The 21,451-nt window shown below is 40.2% G+C and carries 18 protein-coding genes; 10 read left to right on the top strand and 8 right to left on the bottom strand.

What is annotated here, in order from left to right:
- Nucleotides 1-149 precede the first annotated feature (149 nt).
- The 6 genes from AAEY94_RS05180 to deoD all read left to right on the top strand — a co-directional run bounded on the left by AAEY94_RS05180 (nt 150) and on the right by deoD (nt 7,277).
- The gene (locus tag AAEY94_RS05180; protein WP_350977755.1) at nt 150-1,415 is read left to right on the top strand and encodes a NupC/NupG family nucleoside CNT transporter; all 1,266 of its coding nucleotides are present in this window, start codon (nt 150-152) and stop codon (nt 1,413-1,415) included.
- A 362-nt stretch (nt 1,416-1,777) separates the two neighbouring features.
- Complete coding sequence (locus tag AAEY94_RS05175) at nt 1,778-2,623, top strand: nucleoside-specific channel-forming Tsx family protein (protein WP_101085724.1); 846 nt, start codon at nt 1,778-1,780, stop codon at nt 2,621-2,623.
- A gap of 378 nt (nt 2,624-3,001) precedes the next feature.
- A complete protein-coding gene (deoC, locus tag AAEY94_RS05170) occupies nt 3,002-3,775 on the top strand; it encodes a deoxyribose-phosphate aldolase (protein WP_101085722.1) in 774 nt (257 codons plus the stop codon).
- Nucleotides 3,776-3,902: 127 nt separating this feature from the next.
- The gene (deoA, locus tag AAEY94_RS05165) at nt 3,903-5,234 is read left to right on the top strand and encodes a thymidine phosphorylase (protein WP_101085721.1); all 1,332 of its coding nucleotides are present in this window, start codon (nt 3,903-3,905) and stop codon (nt 5,232-5,234) included.
- 12 nt (nt 5,235-5,246) lie between these two features.
- Nucleotides 5,247-6,464: a phosphopentomutase gene (locus tag AAEY94_RS05160; RefSeq protein ID WP_101085719.1), complete on the top strand. Its 1,218-nt coding sequence runs from the start codon at nt 5,247-5,249 to the stop codon at nt 6,462-6,464.
- Nucleotides 6,465-6,566: 102 nt separating this feature from the next.
- Nucleotides 6,567-7,277 (top strand): purine-nucleoside phosphorylase, encoded by a 711-nt coding sequence (gene deoD / locus AAEY94_RS05155; RefSeq protein ID WP_059746461.1) that lies wholly within the window; start codon nt 6,567-6,569, stop codon nt 7,275-7,277.
- 76 nt (nt 7,278-7,353) lie between these two features.
- On the opposite strand, the gene AAEY94_RS05150 is transcribed toward deoD, so the two are convergent.
- On the bottom strand, nt 7,354-8,046 hold the full coding sequence (locus AAEY94_RS05150) for an AhpA/YtjB family protein (RefSeq protein WP_101085717.1): 693 nt from the start codon (nt 8,044-8,046) through the stop codon (nt 7,354-7,356).
- A 162-nt stretch (nt 8,047-8,208) separates the two neighbouring features.
- On the opposite strand from AAEY94_RS05150, the gene serB reads away from it, so the two are divergent.
- Nucleotides 8,209-9,195 (top strand): phosphoserine phosphatase SerB, encoded by a 987-nt coding sequence (gene serB / locus AAEY94_RS05145; protein ID WP_101085715.1) that lies wholly within the window; start codon nt 8,209-8,211, stop codon nt 9,193-9,195.
- A gap of 118 nt (nt 9,196-9,313) precedes the next feature.
- On the top strand, nt 9,314-10,222 hold the full coding sequence (locus AAEY94_RS05140) for an alpha/beta fold hydrolase (protein ID WP_101085713.1): 909 nt from the start codon (nt 9,314-9,316) through the stop codon (nt 10,220-10,222).
- A gap of 150 nt (nt 10,223-10,372) precedes the next feature.
- On the opposite strand, the gene AAEY94_RS05135 is transcribed toward AAEY94_RS05140, so the two are convergent.
- Nucleotides 10,373-12,757, bottom strand: a complete 2,385-nt coding sequence (locus AAEY94_RS05135; RefSeq protein WP_101085711.1) for a PilZ domain-containing protein — start codon at nt 12,755-12,757, stop codon at nt 10,373-10,375.
- A 428-nt stretch (nt 12,758-13,185) separates the two neighbouring features.
- Between AAEY94_RS05135 and radA the strand changes: the two genes are divergently transcribed.
- A complete protein-coding gene (radA, locus tag AAEY94_RS05130) occupies nt 13,186-14,565 on the top strand; it encodes a DNA repair protein RadA (protein ID WP_101085709.1) in 1,380 nt (459 codons plus the stop codon).
- A gap of 86 nt (nt 14,566-14,651) precedes the next feature.
- On the opposite strand, the gene AAEY94_RS05125 is transcribed toward radA, so the two are convergent.
- The 4 genes from AAEY94_RS05125 to ubiU form a co-directional block, all read right to left on the bottom strand.
- Nucleotides 14,652-15,017 carry a PilZ domain-containing protein gene (locus AAEY94_RS05125; RefSeq protein ID WP_101085707.1) on the bottom strand — a complete coding sequence of 122 codons (366 nt, stop codon included), beginning with the start codon at nt 15,015-15,017 and terminating at the stop codon, nt 14,652-14,654.
- A gap of 157 nt (nt 15,018-15,174) precedes the next feature.
- Nucleotides 15,175-16,452, bottom strand: a complete 1,278-nt coding sequence (locus AAEY94_RS05120; RefSeq protein WP_243756207.1) for a YjiH family protein — start codon at nt 16,450-16,452, stop codon at nt 15,175-15,177.
- Between the two features lie 442 nt (nt 16,453-16,894).
- Nucleotides 16,895-17,836, bottom strand: a complete 942-nt coding sequence (locus AAEY94_RS05115; RefSeq protein WP_350977746.1) for a U32 family peptidase — start codon at nt 17,834-17,836, stop codon at nt 16,895-16,897.
- A 9-nt stretch (nt 17,837-17,845) separates the two neighbouring features.
- Nucleotides 17,846-18,847, bottom strand: a complete 1,002-nt coding sequence (ubiU, locus tag AAEY94_RS05110; RefSeq protein ID WP_101085701.1) for a ubiquinone anaerobic biosynthesis protein UbiU — start codon at nt 18,845-18,847, stop codon at nt 17,846-17,848.
- Between the two features lie 140 nt (nt 18,848-18,987).
- Here ubiU and ubiT point away from each other — a divergent pair, with 140 nt between their 5' ends.
- Nucleotides 18,988-19,485, top strand: coding sequence for a ubiquinone anaerobic biosynthesis accessory factor UbiT (gene ubiT, locus AAEY94_RS05105; RefSeq protein ID WP_101085699.1), 498 nt, complete (start codon nt 18,988-18,990; stop codon nt 19,483-19,485).
- A 223-nt stretch (nt 19,486-19,708) separates the two neighbouring features.
- Here ubiT and AAEY94_RS05100 read toward each other — a convergent pair whose 3' ends face one another.
- Nucleotides 19,709-19,960: a YfhL family 4Fe-4S dicluster ferredoxin gene (locus tag AAEY94_RS05100; RefSeq protein ID WP_101085697.1), complete on the bottom strand. Its 252-nt coding sequence runs from the start codon at nt 19,958-19,960 to the stop codon at nt 19,709-19,711.
- A gap of 13 nt (nt 19,961-19,973) precedes the next feature.
- Nucleotides 19,974-21,338: a prephenate-dependent tRNA uridine(34) hydroxylase TrhP gene (trhP, locus tag AAEY94_RS05095; RefSeq protein ID WP_101085695.1), complete on the bottom strand. Its 1,365-nt coding sequence runs from the start codon at nt 21,336-21,338 to the stop codon at nt 19,974-19,976.
- Nucleotides 21,339-21,451 lie beyond the last annotated feature (113 nt).

The following is a 21,451-nucleotide window of genomic DNA, read 5'->3' as shown; positions in this document are numbered from 1 at the left end:
ATTGTTTTTAATGTCGTAAGGGTTTGAAATTAAACTTTAAAAACTTGATCAAAACGACGCTTTTCGTTTCACGCTCAGTTATAATCATCAGCGGAAATTAGGTGAGTTAACAACATTCAAAAAAACTGTTAACAAAAGGGTGATGATTAATGGATATAGTAATGAGTTTAGTAGGGGTGGTCACCTTACTATTGATAGGTTTTGCACTATCAAATAATAGAAAAGCAATTAGTGTACGTACCGTTGGTGGTGCTTTAGCAATTCAAGCATTCTTCGCTGGTTTCGTATTATATGTTCCAATCGGTAAAGACATTCTGAAAGGTGTTTCTGACGCAGTATCAAGTGTGATTAGTTATGCACAAGCAGGTACTAGCTTCTTATTTGGTGATTTAGCTAACTTTAAAGTTGGTTTTATTTTCGCCATCAACGTATTACCTGTCATTATATTCTTCTCTTCTTTAATTGCAGTGCTTTACTATTTAGGCATTATGCAGTGGATCATCCGCATTATTGGTGGCGGTCTACAAAAAGCATTAGGCACAAGCCGCACTGAATCAATGTCAGCAACAGCGAACATTTTCGTTGGTCAAACTGAAGCACCGCTAGTTGTGCGTCCGTTTATTGCTACTATGACTCAATCAGAGTTATTCGCCATCATGGTGGGTGGTTTAGCATCAATCGCTGGTTCTGTATTAGCGGGTTACGCGCAAATGGGTGTTCCAATTGCATACTTAGTTGCAGCGTCATTCATGGCGGCACCAGGTGGCCTATTAATGGCTAAACTGATGCACCCAGAAACAGAAGCGGCTATCAATGAAATGGACGATTTACCAGATGATCCTGATAAGCCAGCAAACGTGTTAGATGCTGCTGCTTCAGGTGCTGCATCAGGTATGCACCTTGCATTGAACGTTGGTGCTATGTTGATCGCATTCGTTGGATTAATTGCAATGGTCAACGGTATCATCGGTGGCGTAACAGGTTGGTTCGGTTTAGAGGGTATTACGCTAGAACTTATCCTTGGTTATATCTTTATGCCTCTAGCTTTCTTAATCGGTGTACCTTGGAACGAAGCGCTTGTTGCTGGTTCTTTCATCGGTCAAAAGATTGTTGTTAACGAATTTGTTGCTTACTTAAACTTCGCTCCGTATCTACTAGATGCATCTGCTGAAGGCTTTAAAGTAGTAGCTGAAACTGGCGCAATGATGTCAGACCGTACTAAAGCGATTATCTCTTTCGCATTGTGTGGATTCGCTAACTTATCTTCTATTGTTGCAATCTTACTTGGTGGTTTAGGTGCTATGGCTCCTTCACGTCGCCATGACCTTGCAAAACTAGGTATCCGTGCTGTTATCGCTGGTTCATTAGCTAACTTAATGAGCGCGACATTAGCCGGTTTATTCTTAGCTATCTAAGTTAAGAGTAATTCCAGGGGGAATACCTCCTACAGCTGGGTCTTTACTTTAATAATTATTAGAGACCCAGTTTTGTAATAAAGTTGTTATTGATTTTTGTGTTAATCCACCGTTTCCCAATACGAAGTTATGCTGTTTTAGTGATTGCAAAAGAGGATGCATTAAATTCTCTAGTCAAGATTGAAATGTCAAATTGTTAATGATGTGTGGACAAAAAGTCGCGACATTGTTCACAAAAAAGAATTTTGTATTCGTTTTTTATCGATTAAATATTGAGATTTATATCAGTAACGGTAAAATACGAATGATTAAAAAGAAGTGCTATCCAAGAAGATAGTTAAATAATATACATGGGGTTGATGATGAAAAATGTAAAAATGTTAGCTTTAGCGGGTGCAACAGTTGCTGCTATTTCTGGTAATACTTTCGCGGCAGATCGTACAGATCTTCACGCTACTGATTATAAATGGTTGCAGTTTAATGCGATGTATTCTGTTGGCGAGAAGCCTGATGACAAATCAACTGGTGATCGTCACAATTATCTAGAAATGGAGTTTGGTGGACGTTCTGGTGTTGTTGATTTATATGGTTATGTTGATGTTTTCAACTTAGCTAACCAAGAGTCTAGCAATAGTGATAAAGGTGCTGGAACAAGTAAATTGTTCATGAAATTCAATCCACGTTTTTCACTAGACGCTATTACAGGTAAAGATCTTTCTTTTGGTCCAATCCAAGAAGTATATTTTTCTACACTTTTCAACTGGAATGGTCAAAACAATGATAAATCTGGTAATAGTGTAAACATGTCTTTTTGGGGACTTGGTGCAGATGTAATGGTTCCTTGGTTAGGTAAAACTGGCATGAACCTTTATGCAACTTACGATTTCAATAAAAAAGATTGGAATGGTTATCAATTCTCTGCAAACTGGTTTAAGCCTTTCTATTTCTTCGACAACAAGAGCTTCATGTCTTTCCAAGGTTATATCGATTATCAATTTGATGGCGATGACAAAGGTAACGAATTCGTACCAATGACCTCTAACGGTGGAAATATCTTCTTTGGTTTATACTGGCATTCAGACCAATATGCGCTTGGTTATGGCTTAAAAGGCTTTAAAGATGTATATCTACTTGATGATGGTGCTGGTATTGTCGGCTTAGAATCTACTGGTTGGTCACATTACCTATCTGCAACTTACAAGTTCTAAGATTGGTATAGTGAATCTGTTGGAGTCGCATTAGCGGCTCCAAATTTTACAATAAAAAAATATCGAACTTTCATTTAAAATCATTGTCTAATAAGAGTGTTTTTATATAAAAGTTTGTACCCTACAAAGTTTTATTTTTACGCGCTAAAATGGATTTTTCGCGGAACAGTTGAAACAATTATCTTTGTTTTATCTTTTCCGGTCTTCAAGGATTCAAGTCGTGGTACTCGTTATCAGATTGAATACTTAGGTTAGTAAATAGTAGTAAGATTTACTGGCAATACTGAAGGCCCGGCCATAATTATAATCATATGCCAGCTACATAGTGTTGCCTGAAAAAAATTTATCAACTTTGATTTATCGTTTCGGAGAGCAATTATGACTGATTTAAAAAAAGCGGCACAACGTGGTATTGAATTAATGGATTTAACCACTTTAAATGACGATGATACTGATCAAAAGGTCATCGATTTGTGCCATAAAGCCAAGTCTCCAGCAGGTAATACTGCCGCAATTTGTATTTATCCTCGTTTTATTCCTATTGCACGTAAAACACTAAATGAACTTGATTGTGAAGACATTAAAATCGCAACCGTAACTAATTTTCCACACGGTAATGATGATATTGCCATCGCAGTACTAGAAACTCGTGCCGCAGTTGCCTATGGTGCTGATGAAGTCGATGTTGTGTTTCCATACCGTGCATTAATGGAAGGTAACGAAACCGTCGGTTTTGAATTGGTTAAAGCCTGTAAGGAAGAGTGCGGCGATGATGCGATTTTAAAAGTTATCATCGAATCTGGTGTGTTGAAAGATCCAGCTTTGATCCGTAAAGCATCAGAATTAGCTATCGATGCCGGTGCTGATTTTATTAAAACATCAACGGGTAAAGTACCGGTGAACGCCACACTTGAAGCGGCTGAAATTATGCTAACTGTAATCAGTGAGAAAAATCGCAATGTAGGCTTTAAGCCTGCCGGCGGTGTTCGTGATGCAGCACAAACAGCAGAGTTTTTAGACTTGGCTGCGCGCATTTTGGGTGCTGATTGGGTTACCCCACAAACTTTCCGTTTTGGTGCATCTAGCTTATTAAATAGCTTATTACATACATTAGAATTAGTTGATACCCCTAAGCCTACTTCAGGTTACTAATCGCATAGATAGTCAAAAATCTCAGTATGGCCTTGGATCATTGTCGTACTGAGGCGCTATCACTTGATAGCATCCTATTATTAAAGGCGACCCTAAAGGTGATGGGTTGCCTAAAGGGAGACGTAACATGTTTTTAGCTCAAGAAATTATACGCAAAAAACGTAATGGCGATGTATTAAGCACTGCAGAAATTCAATTCTTTGTTGATGGCATTACTCATAACACCGTTTCAGAAGGCCAAATTGCTGCGTTCGGCATGGCAGTGTATTTCAAAGATATGAATATGGACGAACGGATTGCATTAACGATTGCAATGCGCGATTCCGGAACCGTATTAAATTGGGATTCTCTGGGCCTCAATGGCCCGATTATCGATAAGCATAGCACTGGTGGTGTTGGCGATGTAATCAGCCTAATGCTTGGCCCTATGGCTGCAGCTTGTGGCGGTTATGTACCAATGATTTCAGGTCGTGGCTTAGGTCACACCGGTGGTACGTTAGATAAATTTGATGCTATTCCTGGCTATCAAACTGAGCCTTCAAGTGAATTATTCCGCAAAGTGGTTAAAGATGCTGGTGTTGCCATTATTGGTCAAACCGGTGACTTAGTCCCTGCTGATAAGCGTTTCTATTCGATTCGTGATAATACCGCCACCGTTGAATCTATCTCACTTATCACCGCATCTATTTTATCTAAAAAGTTAGCCGCGGGGCTTGATGCTCTTGCAATGGATGTCAAAGTCGGCAGCGGTGCATTTATGCCTACTTACGAAGCATCTGAAGAATTAGCTCGCAGTATTACTGCTGTTGCTAATGGCGCAGGAACTAAAACAACGGCATTGTTAACTGACATGAACCAAGTATTGGCTTCGTGTGCAGGTAATGCGGTTGAGGTTCGTGAGGCGATAAACTTTTTGACTGGTCAATATCGTAATCCACGTTTATATGCTGTCACCATGGGATTATGTGCAGAAATGCTAATTTTGGGTGGTATTGCACAGAATGAAGCAGAAGCTCGTCATAAACTAAATACTGTATTAGATAATGGTAAAGCAGCAGAGGCATTTGCTAAAATGGTGTCTGGCTTGGGTGGCCCAACAGATTTTGTTGAGGCATATGATAAGTATTTACCTCATGCGAAAATTGTACGACCTGTATATGCCAATACATCTGGCTTTGCTTACAAAATGGATACACGAGAACTTGGTTTAGCCGTAGTGACCTTAGGTGGTGGACGTCGCAAACCAGGTGATGCACTGGATTACAGTGTTGGATTAACTCAAGTATGCGCATTGGGTCAGGAAGTTAACAAAGATATTCCGTTAGCGATGATCCATGCTCAATCTGAAGATGCTTTCGCCGAAGCTGCCGCTGCTATTCAGCAAGCCATTATTATTGGTGATAGCGCGCCTGAGAAAACGCCTGAAATATATCGTTATATTCGCGCTTCAGATTTATAAAGGAAACAAATAATGAAACGTACTTTTATCTTAATGCTCGACTCTTTTGGTGTTGGTGCTGCTACCGACGCCGATAAGTTTGGTGACGTTGGCTCTGATACTTTTGGTCACATCGCGCAAGCCTGTGCTGACGGCAAAGCGGATATCGGCCGTCAAGGTCCATTGAAATTACCTAATCTTGCTCGCTTTGGTCTAGGCCATGCTGGTTTTGAAAGTACGGGTAAATTTGCTGCTGGATTTGCTGATAATGTCGAACTCATCGGTGCTTATGGCCATGCTGACGAATTAAGCTCAGGCAAAGACACTCCTAGTGGTCACTGGGAAATGGCGGGTGTTCCTGTCCTTTATGAGTGGGGTTATTTTAGTGACTTAACCAACTCATTTCCTAAAGAACTTACAGATAAAATTCTTGAACGTGCTGGTTTAGATGGTTTTTTAGGTAACTGCCATGCGTCAGGTACTCAAATTCTTGAAGAGTTAGGCGAAGAGCACATGAAAACAGGCAAGCCTATTTTCTATACCTCTGCGGACTCTGTATTCCAAATAGCATGTCATGAAGAAAGTTTTGGTGTAGAAAATCTATACAACTTGTGCAAAATAGCGCGTGAAGAGTTAGAGCCTTATAACATTGGTCGCGTAATTGCTCGTCCGTTTGTTGGCACTGGCGCGGCTGATTTCGCTCGTACTGGTAACCGTCATGATTATGCGGTATTACCACCAGCGCCTACGGTATTAGATAAGCTTAAAGATGCTGGCGGTGAAGTGGTGAGTATCGGTAAAATTTCTGATATATATGCGCACAGCGGTATTACTCAACAATTTAAAGCGACTGGTCTTGAAGAGTTATTTGACGAAACCTTAGCGCAAATTAAACGTGCTGGCGATAACACGATTGTGTTTACCAATTTCGTTGATTTTGACTCTCATTATGGTCATCGCCGTGACACTGCCGGTTATGCTAAAGCACTTGAGTACTTTGATTCTCGTTTACCGGAATTATTAGCGATTTTACAACCTGAAGATTTAGTGGTTTTCACTGCTGATCATGGTTGTGATCCTACTTGGGTTGGCACCGAACATACTCGTGAACGTGTGCCGGTACTCGCTTATGGTGCAGGTTTATCTGCAGGCTCGCTAGGCCGTCGTAAGTCTTTTGCTGATATTGGCCAGTCTATTGCGAGTTATTTTGAGTTAGAACCGATGAATTATGGTGAATCTTTTATTAATTAGTCACATTTTCAAACGACGGTTCTATATAAAGTTTAATGGCTTTGCTAAACTGTAAACATGACTAAGCAATACAAAATAAAATAGAAACATAGGGGTTATAACATGGCTACACCACATATTAATGCTGTTGAAGGTGCTTTTGCTGAAACGGTACTTTTTCCAGGCGATCCATTACGTGCAAAATATATTGCTGAGACATTTTTAGAAAATGTTGAGCAAGTGACTGATGTACGTAACATGCTAGGTTTTACCGGTACCTATAAAGGTAAGCGTATTTCTGTTATGGGTTCAGGTATGGGTATCCCATCTTGTTCAATCTATGCACACGAACTTATCAAAGACTACGGTGTTAAGAACTTAATCCGTGTTGGTACTTGTGGCGCAATCAGCACTGACGTAAAAGTACGTGATGTGATTATCGGTATGGGTGCATGTACTGATTCTAAAGTGAACCGTTTACGTTTTAAAGATAACGATTTTGCTGCAATCGCAGACTACAGCTTACTAAGTGCTGTTGTTGATTCAGCGAAAGCGCACGGCACTAAAATCCGTGTAGGTAACGTTTTCTCTGCCGACCTATTTTATACTCCAGATCCTCAAATGTTTGATGTTATGGAAAAAATGGGTATTCTTGGCGTCGAAATGGAAGCCGCTGGTTTATACGGTGTAGCACATGAATTAGGCGCCAAAGCGTTATGTGTTGTAACGGTATCAGACCACATTCGTACCGGTGAGAAGACGACCTCTGATGAGCGTCAAACGACATTCAGCGACATGATCATCATGACTTTAGATGCAGCGTTAACACTGTAATTTAATCGTTAGTCATAAAAATGGGCACTCATTGAGTGCCCATTTTTTATGTTTGTCATTTCTGTCAGCAATCTCTCTAGGCAGGAGGATCTTGTTTTACATCTTCTGACTCGTCTGCTTGCGTTTCGTTTGAAGCGATCAAGGTCGATTTTTTAGGCTTTTTACGTAATTTAGCTTGGGCTTTTCGGCGGTCAAAATCGGCACGCTTAAATGAAAGTGCTCGCGATAACAGCAAACCAATAAAGCCAGCTACAATTAACATCATCTGCTGTAATTGCATGTTCTGTTCATGCAATATTTTTATTTCGTCGAAAAATATATCAAGATTTAAACGTACTTCAACGTAACCTAAATTGTTGTCGTCTTGAACAACGTTCTCAATCAGGGGGGGATATGGTTTTAATAAGCCTTTTAATATTTCAGAGTCGGCTTCTAAGTTTTCATAAGACACACTTTGGGCAAAGGCTAGCCTTACACCTTGTGAATTATAGATATTCACCGACATCACTTTAGGATCAGCAGCAAGTGCTGATGCTAACCATTGCAGTTGCTCATCATTTTGTAAAAACATTGCTGGAGCCGCACCATTAGCGGCTTGCTGTGCTAATAGCCTTGCCATCACTTTGGTTTGTGAATTTAATAATTTTTGACCATTACGTAAACTTGATTGCCACAAGTACATTAGGCCGAAGATCAGTGCTATTGCCACAATGATTTGCACAATTCTGCTAATTTTTTGCCTTTTCTTAAGACCTTTAACAAAAATCACTTTAATCCTCAGTGTTTTTTCTATTTAATTGGAGGCTGTTTTAGGGAGTTCTTTTACCGAGCAACCATTCTGTGCTAACCCAATTACAGAGAATTATCAAAAAGCTATACTAATCGAAAAATTTGTCAGTAGATAGTCGTAACATACTAAGAGGCCGTATTGATGCTTGAACAACGTGATAATGTTTTACTAAATTTTTTATTTTCAGATACTTGTGAGACATATCAACATTTAGGCTGTGTGCTATATCGTTATCAAGAGTCAGATTATTTACGTAACTTACAATCTCACTTACCGTATCGTTGTCGAGTTATTTTTAGTGCGCAATGCTCAACAGAGATAGAAGCCTGGTTATCTTCAATATCAAGCGATACTCATATCGCAAGGCTTGACAGGCAAAACGATTTATTTGGTTTTGAACTGTCGGCTCAAACTGCTAATGACGGGTGGGTCGCGTCATTTCCTCAAAATATACCCGCCGAAATTGTACTCATTCAACAGCCATTAGCACGGTTAAACCAACCCGGTTTATTAGTGATGGATATGGATTCTACTGCCATTCAAATTGAATGTATCGACGAACTCGCCGCTATGGCTGGCGTGGGTGAGGAGGTCGCAGCAGTTACGGCAAGTGCTATGCGTGGTGAATTGGATTTTGAACAGTCTTTAAGACAACGAGTCAGTAAACTTGCTGGTGCTGATGCCTCTATTATTCAGCAGTTGTGCGATACCTTGCCTTTAATGCCTGGTCTTGAAGTGATGTTAGCCGAGTTAAAAACGCATCAATGGAAACTGGTTGTCGCTTCTGGTGGATTCACACCATTTGTGGGCCATTTAAAAACATTACTTAATCTTGATGCGGCGTTTGCCAATGAGCTGGTTATTGTTGATGGTAAGCTAAGTGGCGCAGTGACAGGTGAAGTAGTAGATGCTCAATACAAAGCTAATGTGATTAGTCAATGTGCTGAACAGTGGGGCATTCCATCAGGTCAGCGAGTGGCAATTGGTGACGGCGCTAATGATATTCCGATGATCCAAGCTGCAGATTTAGGTGTGGCATTTCATGCTAAACCTAAATTAATTGCTGCTGCTGATGCATCGATACAAAATGTCGATTTACGAGCATTAGTGTTTTGCCTACAACTATAACGTTTTGATGTTTATCTTTATGAACAAGGCTAAATATAGAATTATTACTCTATTCTAGTTGTATTTCATGGTAGTAATGTTAGTTTTATATTTATAATCACTAACATAACTGCCTATTTTGACTATAGAACTCCTCCAAGATTCACTTTTTATACCATACAGAGTTGGTCAATTGCACCTGCGGCATATTCGTCCTTCGTTGCCGACAGCCCTAGGTATTCCTATTTTGATGTTGCATGGAGCTATGTCTAATGGAAGAGTGTTTTATAGCAGTTCTGGCCGTGGTTTAGGCTGTTTTTTAGCTAACGCTGGTTTTGATGTTTATGTGATGGATACCGCAGGACGAGGCTTAAGCGAGCCTAAAATTCACCGTGACTTTACGTTGGGACAAGGAGAAGTCATCCGTGAACAATTGCCACTAGTGCAGCAGTTTATTCTACAGCGTCATCCTTTGGTTAATAAAGTCCATTGGTGTGCCCATTCATGGGGCGGGGTGTTAATGGCCAGTAGTCTGGCTCGTTATAGTCATTTACAGTCTAGTGTTGCATCGTTACTAACCTTTGGTTCCAAACGTACTATCAAAGTGAAGTCATTTAAAAAATGGCTTATGGTCGATTTTTTCTGGAATCGTTTTGCGCCTTTTTATATTGGCAGACAAGGCTACTTTGATGCCTGTCGACTCCGTGTTGGTATGGATAATGAGAGCAGTGCATCATTATTACAAACGATTGATTGGGTGCGAGGTGATTGGGTTGATCATGATGATAATTTTCACTATGCAGAAGCCGCAACTAAAGCGGTATGGCCACCGGCATGGTTTATCGCTGGTAAAAATGATCACGTATTAGGCAATCCGTCAGATGTACGCGATATGATTGATGAATGTGGTTTTAGCCAGGTTAAGTACACTTTACTCGCCAAAGAAAAGGGCAATTTATTGGATTATAATCATGCTGGTATGTTGACTGAACGACAAGCCGAGCAAGATCACTTTGTACAAATTAAACAGTGGTATTTATCAATGTGAGCCAAGTTAGCTGTATGGGAATAGTAAGTGGTTATTAACCTATTCTCTGGTTACTCAATCTTTGACTAGCAAAAAATGCTGATTTGAACTAAATCCTTCTTATCGATTTATGCCATAGCTTATTACGAGTAGCGGTTTCTGAAAGATTGCTTAGGCTAGTATCATTAAGCTTGGAAAACGGATTTCAACTTCAGTAGTAATATCTAATAGCTCACCCGAACCGATAACTCTCCATAATTGTTCTTCTAATTGCTTTGCACGGTGATTAGCATGAATGTGGATATATTCTAGCTCGCGTCGAATATAGCTCATATCGGGCTTGTCAGTTGCTCCTATATACACCCTTAACGCCATGAAGCGACCCACTTTTTTGCTTTGAGTAATAAATTGAATTTGTTGTTCTCTATTACCCAGTTCTGATTTAAGTTTACATTGGATCTGTACTGTACCTCTAGGGTGGCGGGTGAGTTGCATAAACACTTCAAAAAAGGCCATATCATGAGTGGGTTTCATTAACTTGATAGGGTCTATGATGTGTTGTTTTAATACATTGTTGTCTAGTAGTGGCTTTAAATTGTATTGCAGTACCTTATCGCTGTCTTGAGCAAATAAATGGCTTATTTCATCAGTCGTGGTACCAATACCTATGTAAGCCATTTGTGCCGCTTTTACTGTTTTTTCGATAAAATATGGCACTCCTGGCAATTGGCGCATCACGAGATTTTTCATACCATCAGCCAGTTCTTTTTTCTGGCCTTCATTGTCTGATAATTGCTCGAGTTTTTGTTTATTGTGAGCAATTAATTTACTTAAAAACTCAACGCCTTCATGCGGAGAGTGGCCAATGATGGCACTCAAATGCAAAGTTGCACCATTCATCCGGCTGCGAATTAGCTGATAAGGTAAATTCGATAAATTAGTTTTTCCAGCAGCGGCTTGCAGGCGTGGAAATGATAATGTAACCGGACCCGGTTCGTTGAAATTAGCTGATTTATCTAGAGTCAGTTGTAAACCTCGACTCGAAATATCATGAGTAATACCAGTGGCCTGTTTATCACCTTGTTGAATTGTGACTAAGGTTTTAAAGACGAATCGAGCCTCATGGCGCCGCTCACTAAATGGCATTGATACTTTTTTGATGCTGTGTTGTTTTATTTTTGCTTGAGAGAAAATCTTTAAGCCATTCACATCAGATTGATCAAACCAGCATTGATAGTCTTTACGAGCTTCCTCGTTGGTTAAATCAATAAGTTGTAAAGTATGACTAAATTGAGCTAATTGTTGCTCAGTGAGGGCCGCATAACGAGCATCATCCCCCGGTAAGGTGGATGTTTTATAGTTTTTGCTATGATCAATAGGCTGCATTACAATTTTAAATACGCGCCAGCTGGTTTTTGTCGACGCAAAACCTAAAAAGAGATGCATATTTTTGGTTGCTTTAAGCTCTGCTAAGGTAGCAGAATAAAAATGTAATTTACCATTAGCATTGTGTGTAAAACTGAATAAATAACAATGTTCATTATTTTCGGAGCTTTTGATCATTTGGCTTAAGCGTCGGGTATTAATAAAGCTCGGTAGCTGACTTATTTCATTTTCATCTTGAAAATAATGTTGGATTGGTTGGTTACCTCTACCCAGTAATTCGTAGGCTATGATTGGTTTACCATCGACAATCGAAACAAATAAAGGAAGATGCGTTAATAGTGGTAAGTAATGACGTTCATAACCTAATCCGGTAGCAGTAACGATGACGTCGTTGACATCAACTTTATAACGGAATTTATAACTGCGTATAAGCTGCGATAGTACGCCGTCTAATGCTTCTCCACTACCCAGTCTTTTCAATCTAAAAATAGCACTATCATCTTTGTTTTGAATATCCACTATTTGATATTCAACACCATGCTTTAGATCATCTAGATAAAATTCATCGCTGAGTTCAAGTAGTTTTACTCGCAAAGGTTTATCTTGGTCTAAATGATGCTTTAATGGCAACTTAATGCGAGCGCCGCCGACAGATAAATCTAGCGTTGCGCCATTCACTTCGGTTATGCCTTGCTGAGAAACCATAATTCGAATGCTATAATTCATTCGTTCTTCACAGCGATTAAAGTAGCTGCCAAGTACCACACCAGGCACTAAAAATGGATTTTCCTCGTCGACAACCTCAATTGAAACATTTTCTCTGAGTTTCAGACGTCGCAGTTTATGCGCTTTTATAACGTGCTCGTATACACCTAAGGTATATTTGTTGCGGTATAATGGTAGTGCTTGTAGCAGTGCTTCTTTAGCGGGTTCGTCTAGAAAATATCTTTGGTTAGCGATGACAACTTCTTCGCATGGCAGTTCCGTTTTATCTCGTAAATCTATAATTCGTGTACATAAAGATGAGATACGGTTTAGCTCCATTTTCAATAGAAAACGGGTTGAATTAGATTCGTCAACGGTTAACTGTTCAAATACGTCCTGAAAATCAGGTTCCATGATCAGTGGTTTTAGTTGTTCGATTAATGCCCTGTGGTTATCTAAACTCATTATTTTATCGTTTTAAATGCTTATTGTGAGCCTGGCTGATAATTTTATCGGCAAGAAATTGCTGATCTTTATAGTAATATACATTTCAATGTTGTTCGATAGGTATGCACAAATGATATCGTTGTTAATTACTCTGAAACGAAGACTAACATAGCGTATTAATGTTAATGCTGTATTGATGTAACGTTTGTTTATTGATTTTTACAGTTTGTTTACATGAGTGTGGACAATATTTTAATCATTGGCAAGACTCTGACTAAAGATCGTTGTTATTATTATACTTATGAGTTGCCTAAACCGTCATATTTGATTCGTTCGATGTGAGGTTTAGGCAGTAAAGAAATTTCTAACAATGATGCTTTATTGATTCGTAGACTGAGTGACATGGGTCATAAAAGTACTAATTGATTTGCAACCTAGGAACTAACATGGCGAAAGCTCCAAAAATGGCATTTGTTTGTGACGATTGTGGCCTGGATTATCCGCGTTGGCAGGGACAGTGTCGTTGTGGTGCGTGGAATTCTTTGGTGGAAATGAAACTGTCGGCCTCAAAGAGTTCAACTTCACGTTCATCGGTATTGGGATACGCTGGTGCTGTGGGGGGGGGCTCTAAAAAACTCAGTGAAGTTGAATCACAAGATGCCGAAAAAAGACTGACTGAAATCGGTGAATTAGATAGAGTGCTCAGTGGTGGTTTAACGACGGGATCGGTGAATATTATTTCCGGTGACCCAGGAGCTGGTAAAACAACATTACTGTCTGATTTGGTTGCTCGGATGTCACAATCTATGGCTTCACTGTACTGTACTGCAGAAGAATCATTATCTCAGTTCAAAAACCGTGTTAATCGTTTAAAGCTTAATTATAACGAAGATAACTTGTTTCTGCTGTCTGAAACCAGTGTAGAAGCCATTATTGAAGAATTAGAAGCCAAGCAAATCAAGTTTGCTGTCATTGACTCTATTCAAGCGGTTGTCACAGATGCGGCCAATGGCAGTCCGGGGTCGCCTTCACAAGTTAAAACGGCGGCTCAAGCATTTACTCAATATTGTAAAAAAAATAATGTCACCATGTTCATTATTGCTCACGTAAATAAAAATAACGAAATAGCAGGCCCGCAAACCTTGGTTCATATCGTAGATTCATTGCTACATATCGACACCAACGACGGGCAAATTCGTACCTTGCGCGCCAATAAAAACCGTTTTGGTGATGTTGATACCGTGGGGATATTTCGCATGAGTGAACGCGGTATGATCAGTGTTGATAACCCAAGTGAAATATTTTTATCGGGTTCAACCACCGAATCGCCGGGCTCGACCATCACTTGTATTCGTAAAGGTAACCGTAATTTACTATTGGAAATACAATGTTTAACCACCGAGACTGAATCTGAGTTTCCACAACGAGTGTGTGTGGGCTTAAACATGAATCGGATTAAAATGTTAACCGGTATTTTACGTAAGCATACTAAAACCAAAATTTTTCATGATACATTTTTTAATATAGTAGGCGGTTTAAAAATTGATGAGTCAGAAACCTGCATCGATCTAGCGCTTGTTACGGCATTACTGAGCAGTTTAAACGACTTTGTCGTGCCTAGAACCACTTGTATTATGGGCGAGTTGAGTTTGAATGGCGATGTCCGCCCAATTGATAGTGGTGTGCCGAGAGTCAAAGAAGCTGCGCAGCATGGTTTTACTGAGATTTTTATCCCATTTCGTAATTATCACAAAACCATGGAAGGGCTTGGGGCAAAAATTATTCCAGTGAAAACTATCCATGAGCTGCTTGAATTAATTAATTAACCCTCGGTTGCTAAAAGCAAAACTTGAGCATAAAAAAGGTAAGTCATTGACTTACCTTTTTTGCATTTTACGGTATATCTGAAAGCTTAAGGCGCTGGAGTGATTAACGACGTAAGCTCACGATCTAATAACTCTGCATCGCCTATGTTGAGTTCAATAATTCGGCGCAGGTGGGTAATACTGTCAACGTCAATGTGAGTACACTTTAAGCCCAGGTGTTCTGGGGTTTTATGGACAATTGCCGCTTCCATTTTGAGTTCAATATCAGAGTCGGGTAACACAAACTCTAAGGTTAAAATGCTATTGAGTTGACCTGTATACCCAGATGGTAATTCTACTAATGCACCGTTAAGACTTAAATCTAAAATTTTAGTGCGCCAAGTTTGTTCTGTTTGCGCGAGATGAGCACTGGCTGCAAAAAAAATACGAGAAAATTTACGTCTGTCGTCCATAGTTTGCCCTTAGTAATCAATATCGCAAAGACACATAGTCAGTGTTTATTGTTTAAGCATACTCGATTTATCTCGATTACGCTGATAATATTTAGTTTAAAAAAGGAGCGCATTGCGCTCCCTGGTTATTTTGAGTGGTTATATATACTGACTTCAACTAAATGAGTAAATGACCCATTAATGCAATAATCGGTAGTGTTACTAAGGTTCGTAGAATAAAGATAACGAATAGCTCAAAAAAGTTAACCGGTATTTTACTACCAATTAAAAGAGCACCTACCTCGCTCATATAAATAAGCTGAGTAACCGATAAAGCAGCAATAACAAAACGGGTCAAATCTGATTCTATAGAGCTGGCCAAAATGGATGGGATAAACATATCGGCAAACCCTACCACAATCGTTTTCGAGGCTTCGGTAGCTTCTGGAATATGCAGCAGTTCTAACAGCGGAATAAATGGCATACCTAAGTAATTAAAAATAGGCGTATGCTCAGCCAACACTAATGCGACGGTACCAATAGCCATAACAACAGGGATAACCCCGAATATCATATCGACAACGTTTTTAATCCCTTCCGTTAGCACATGCTTAATTCCACCTGCAGAAGATGCGCGTTGCATTGCTTGATCAAATCCCCACGAAAACACACCATGATTGGCTGGGATCGTTTCGTCATCTTCATGGCGAGGGGTATTATCAATATACAGATCTTTCTTCCATGATAGCGGCGGTAATTTAGGGACTATTATTGCAGCAACAAAACCAGCTAAGCACACTGTCAGATAGAACGGCACAAACAAGTGCTCAAGTTTGACCTGTGATATCACCACTAAGCTAAAGGTTATCGATACGGCAGAAAAGGTTGTACCAATAACAGCAGCTTCGCGTGCAGTATAGAAACGGGTTTCGTATTGTTTAGTGGTCATTAAAATGCCCACACTGCCATCACCTAACCAAGATGCCATGCAGTCAATAGCACTGCGACCAGGTAAATTGAATATTGGGCGCATTACTTTGGTTAATAATGTGCCAAAAAACTCCAATAAACCAAAATTGAGCAATAGCGGTAATAACATGCCAGCAAAAATAAATACTGAAAATAGTACAGGTACTAAATCATTCAGAACTAAGCCACCCGTGGCCGATGAAATAATCGCTTCGGGGCCCACTTGCAAATAAACCATGACGATAAAAATTGCGCCTAGAATGCGCACCGCTAACCAAAATAAATTCACTTTCAGTAAAGTGCGTAAAAAAGTACTTTTACGTACGAATTTAGGATTAATGAGCTGTGTGAGTAACGAGGCCAATGCCATTAATACTACAATGCAGGTAACAATAAGCTGAATCGAACTGCCCATTTGGCTTTGCAACGCTTTTGAGATGATTGCAATCGGAATGGTAATCGAACCTTCGACATTGATAGGCGTCATAAACAGTAACAAGCCAATCAGTGACGGAATAATAAAGGTGAGAATTGTTTTAATGTTATGTTTTTTATGTGTCACGTTAAATACACCTTACTTATGTGTTCTAAGTTGGCCAGCTGTGCTACCCAACTGTTTATTATGGACCAAAATTGAATGTCCATTCAGTTGTTTTTTTGGGTAGGCAAGGTTACCCCCTTATTTGCTGTATGTAAAATGATAACTTAATCGAATAGATATTAGTTAAATGTGAGTAGATATTTACTTTAAGAAATTGTTGGGGTATATGGTTAAAATCTAATTTAATCAGCCTGTTGAAACTTTGTTGCGGGTGTGTGTTATCTTTGGATCTAGCACTTTTTTATGTTTTGTATGCCATTAATAAACATGGATATGATGACGGTTCATGACCACTTTTATTAATGGCTATCAAGTAGCGTTTATAAGGTTAACGCGCTGGAGTATTGGGCTCAAGGGAATAGTCCATGCCCGGTAACCCTAACCAATAGCCATTGCAATGATGATTGATAATCGATGCCTGTTTATTGTCGTTAAACTGTTTATTAATTAGCGATTTACTATTAAGCGGCTCTTCTGTTATTTGCGCTAATACATGAGCAAGTTCTGAACCCATCGTTATATCGGCTAATTTATTGGGGGATATACGCCAATAATCAATCCCCATGTCTATCATTTGTGGAATTTGGTTAATCAGGTTTACCTGCGCCGCAGATTGAGTTTGAATGCCATTTAAGCGGAGTAACGGTTGTGACTCTTGAGTTTGAGCCAGTAAGCCTTTGCTATGGCGTTGGCAAATAGTTTGACACTTATCTTTTGGCAATTGGTAATGTTTGGCGGTAAAACAGCGTGCAGAATGTGCCAAGGGTAAATAGCCGTGACCGAGCACCTCTATTTCAAAAGCGGGTTTATCGCCTTGATTAATGACGGTGTTTAACCACTGCTGTGATAATTCACAAGGCATGACAAAACGATACATCCCTTTTTGGTGCAATAAATCAAGACTGGTCCGATTGTAATTATTGATTGTTGGCCCACACACAAAGGGGACTTTCGCTTGGTGCGCATAATGTACTGCAGCCATATCATTCGCTTCGATACTAAAATCACCATTATCAATAGCTCGTTTCAGTTCATTAAGCTCAGATTGTGCTTCTATCAAAGCCATGGTTGATAACACCACATGTTTGCCATGAGACTTAAGCATATTGGCGAGATCTAGGTAGTCGTTAAACTTCAGTTCACGGCGGCGGCTGCATACGGTTTCACCTAAATAAACGCTATCGATGTTACTCAATGCTACTTGCTGATAAAAGTGCTCAACGTCAGATTTTGACCAGCAGTAACTAATTGGAGCGAGAGATATTTTCATTGTAAAACCTTATTGCCATTGACGCTCGTAAGCGCCCAATGTAGTGATTTGTCCTTCGGATACTTTTGCTAACGCTTGCGACCATTGTGGTTGCTCGCAAAAAGACTCGGGGTTGGCTAAATAAGTGTCGATAGCGCTACGCCAAACGTGGGTGACTTGGCTGACGTAAGCAGGGCTTCGCTGACGTCCTTCTATTTTAAGTGATTTAATTCCCGCTTGGGCGAGCTCGGGTAACAAGCTTAAGGTGTTTAAACTGGTAGGTGACTCCAGTAAATACTTTGCATCATGATCGTACTCAGCAACATAACGGCCTTTACAGACCACTGGATAACCCAGTTGTTGGTTCGCATCAGCTTTATCGATTAATACATTATTGAGTCGGGTCAATTTATCGCTGCCAGAATCTTGCCAGCGCACATGATTAGCCGGGGAACATGAGCCGCCGGTATTAGGTGATTGTCCTGTTACATATGATGATAAATGGCAGCGTCCTTCAGCCATGATACATAAACTACCAAAAGCAAATACTTCAAGCTCAACAGGGCTCACTTTAGCTAAATCTCTAACCTGTTTAATCGACAACACTCGTGGCAATACTGCTCGTTCGATATTAAAAGCTTGTTGATAAAATGACAGAGCCCCTAAGTTTGTGGCGCTGGCTTGTACCGATAAATGTAGCGGAAGGTGCGGATAATGCTGGTGGGCATAATCGAGTAATGATAAGTCAGCTACGATGAGGGCATCCATTTCTAATTGTGCGGCTAAATCAACGGCCTGATACCAGCGCTGTTCTTCGCCGGGTTTCGGAAAAGTGTTTAGGGTTAAAAATACCTTTCGCCCTTGGCTTTGGGCCAGTTTTGTCGCTTGTGCCAGTTGTACTGCAGAAAAGTTTAGACCTGCAAACGAGCGCGCATTAGTGTCATCTTTTAGTCCGAGGTAAACCGCATCAGCGCCAGCGTTCAGAGCGGCTTTGAGCGACGCTAAATTACCTGCAGGGCATAAGAGTTCCATGTTGGTGTTCTCATTTTTTTCAAAGAACAGGAGTGTAAATGTGATTGAGTTAACATGATTTGATTTAAAACAGGTTTCGTTAGATAAATTGCCAGTAAACTGACTTGATTATTGGTTCAATTTACAAGTAGGTACTCTCGATGGCTCAAGCATTTACACAACAATTATCGGCGCACTTGTTACATTTCGCGCCTCAAGTAAGCCGTCGCTCGCTGAACTTGATGCCTGAAGCGTTAAAAATAATCGTCATTAATAAGCTGCTTAATTTAGTGTTAGCGGAACAATTGAAGGCAGATGAACTCCATTTTCTCAAACAAAAGTGGGTAGGCATTTGTGTTGATGATATTGGTTTGCGTTTTGAGGTGGGTGTCGAACAACAACTACGAGTGCGTGCTTTTACTCAGCCTGATGTGACATTAAGTGCCAATGTGCCTGAGTTAATTTTGGTTGCAGCAGGCAAAGAAGATCCCGACACGCTATTTTTTCAGCGTAAATTACGTATAGAAGGGGATACAGAGTTGGGGTTAGAGGTTAAAAATTTATTGTTGTCTATAGAGTTAGATAACTTACCCAAACCTGCTCGGATCGGCATTGAGCAACTGGCAAAAGTATTACAAACATTAACAGCCAGTGAATAGTGATGGTGTTATTTGACTATAAAAATCGGCGCATTAAGCGCCGTTTTTGCAGATACTAGATGCTAGATGCTAGATGCTAGATGCTAGATGCTAGATGCTAGATGCTAGATGCTAGATGCTAGATGCTAGATACTAGATACTAGATACTAGATACTAGATACTAGATATTAGATGCTAGGTACCTAGGCACTATCTATTAGCTCTTAGTTGCTCAATCCTGAGGTTACACATTGCCCGTGAGAGCAGCGTATTTTAGTAATAGCGCATCATGTGACTCGACATGTTTTGGGTCGGGGTCGATACAATCTATAGGACAAACAGACACGCAAGTTGGCTTGTCGTAATGACCTACACATTCGGTGCACAACGCGGGATCGATTTCATACACCTCTTCACCCATAGTAATGGCCTCATTAGGACATTCGGGTTCGCACATATCACAATTGATACAGCTATCGTCAATGATTAGTGCCATAAAAAACCTTAATTTAAGCTGGTTGATGAGGGTTTCGGGTATCCATTCCCTCAGGTAAATTACGCATTAACATGGCTTTGTCGATATTAATAGCTGCTGGAAGCGCTAGAAACACAAAATGGCCTGAGCCTAAAGCAGAGTCAATCGATTCGCCTTTGCGATTTATTAACCATTCAATAGTGATAACAAAATTACCTTCAGTTGTCATTATTTCAACACTGTCACCGACTGAAAATTTATTTTTTACATCAATTTCAGCCAAACCCTCAGCATTTCGTTTACCGGTGAATTCACCAACAAATTGCTGGCTATCACTCACAGAATGGCCATATTGATAGTTTTGATATTCGTCATGAACGTGACGACGTAAAAACCCTTCGGTATAGCCACGATGCGCCAAACCTTCAAGGTTGTTCATTAATGTGCGATCAAAGTCTTTGCCAGTAGCGGCATCTTCAATTGCTTGGCGATATAATTGTGCGGTGCGCGCGACATAGTAAAAAGATTTAGTACGACCTTCAATTTTTAATGAATCAATCCCCATTCTGGTTAAACGATCCACATGTTGAATAGCCCGTAAATCTTTTGAGTTCATAATGTAGGTGCCATGTTCATCTTCAAACGCAGGCATATACTCGCCAGGACGACCAGCTTCTTGCAGTAGCACTATGTCGCTACTAGGTTGGCCCGAACCTAATGTAGGGCTCTCAAACTGTACGGTTGGAGCCACAGGGATGATATCGCCAGTCTCTGTTTGCTGTGCTGGGTGCACATCGTATTTCCAACGGCATGAGTTGGTACAGGTTCCTTGATTAGGATCGCGTTTATTCATGTAACCAGAGAGCAAGCAACGGCCAGAGTACGCCATGCAAAGTGCGCCATGCACAAACACTTCTAATTCAATATCTGGACAACGTTGGCGAATTTCTTCAATTTCATCCAATGATAATTCACGCGATAAAATGACTCGCTTGATGCCTTGTTGTTGCCAGAATTTAACCGATGCCCAGTTAATCGCATTTGCTTGAACCGATAAGTGAACCACTTGTTCAGGAAACGCTTCGCGGACCATCATGATAAGCCCAGGGTCAGACATGATCACCGCATCAGGTTTCATCGCGATCACCGGTTGCATGTCTTTAATATAGGTTTTTAGCTTGGCATTATGTGGGGCAATATTACTCACCACATACAATTTTTTACCGAGGGCGTGAGCCTCTTCAATACCGCTGGCAAGTGTCTCCATTTTGAAATCATTATTTCTAACTCGTAAGCTATAACGAGGTTGGCCTGCGTAAACAGCATCAGCACCATAAGCAAAGGCGTAACGCATATTTTTAAGCGTACCAGCAGGAGATAATAATTCAGGTTTAAACATGTTTTTTGACCTAATTGAACATTGTGTGATGAAAGGGTCGAAGCTTACTTAAGGATATTAGCGAGGACAAATATAGCCTTGGTATTTGTGAGGTTGGTTGTATTTTTATTGTA

It is taken from the genome of Shewanella sp. AC34-MNA-CIBAN-0136 (assembly GCF_040309945.1).
Classification (GTDB): Bacteria; Pseudomonadota; Gammaproteobacteria; order Enterobacterales; family Shewanellaceae; genus Shewanella.
This window is presented reverse-complemented; position numbering and strand designations above follow the sequence as displayed.

Coding starts and splice junctions, on each gene's coding strand:
- trhP (WP_101085695.1), bottom strand. CDS start 21,338: ATGTTTAAACCTGAATTATTATCTCCTGCTGGTACGCTTAAAAATATG.
- AAEY94_RS05120 (WP_243756207.1), bottom strand. CDS start 16,452: ATGACGCCTATCAATGTCGAAGGTTCGATTACCATTCCGATTGCAATC.
- AAEY94_RS05135 (WP_101085711.1), bottom strand. CDS start 12,757: ATGAGTTTAGATAACCACAGGGCATTAATCGAACAACTAAAACCACTG.
- deoD (WP_059746461.1), top strand. CDS start 6,567: ATGGCTACACCACATATTAATGCTGTTGAAGGTGCTTTTGCTGAAACG.
- deoC (WP_101085722.1), top strand. CDS start 3,002: ATGACTGATTTAAAAAAAGCGGCACAACGTGGTATTGAATTAATGGAT.
- ubiT (WP_101085699.1), top strand. CDS start 18,988: ATGGCTCAAGCATTTACACAACAATTATCGGCGCACTTGTTACATTTC.
- AAEY94_RS05115 (WP_350977746.1), bottom strand. CDS start 17,836: ATGAAAATATCTCTCGCTCCAATTAGTTACTGCTGGTCAAAATCTGAC.
- AAEY94_RS05100 (WP_101085697.1), bottom strand. CDS start 19,960: ATGGCACTAATCATTGACGATAGCTGTATCAATTGTGATATGTGCGAA.
- deoA (WP_101085721.1), top strand. CDS start 3,903: ATGTTTTTAGCTCAAGAAATTATACGCAAAAAACGTAATGGCGATGTA.
- AAEY94_RS05125 (WP_101085707.1), bottom strand. CDS start 15,017: ATGGACGACAGACGTAAATTTTCTCGTATTTTTTTTGCAGCCAGTGCT.
- AAEY94_RS05160 (WP_101085719.1), top strand. CDS start 5,247: ATGAAACGTACTTTTATCTTAATGCTCGACTCTTTTGGTGTTGGTGCT.
- serB (WP_101085715.1), top strand. CDS start 8,209: ATGCTTGAACAACGTGATAATGTTTTACTAAATTTTTTATTTTCAGAT.
- AAEY94_RS05175 (WP_101085724.1), top strand. CDS start 1,778: ATGAAAAATGTAAAAATGTTAGCTTTAGCGGGTGCAACAGTTGCTGCT.
- ubiU (WP_101085701.1), bottom strand. CDS start 18,847: ATGGAACTCTTATGCCCTGCAGGTAATTTAGCGTCGCTCAAAGCCGCT.
- AAEY94_RS05180 (WP_350977755.1), top strand. CDS start 150: ATGGATATAGTAATGAGTTTAGTAGGGGTGGTCACCTTACTATTGATA.
- radA (WP_101085709.1), top strand. CDS start 13,186: ATGGCGAAAGCTCCAAAAATGGCATTTGTTTGTGACGATTGTGGCCTG.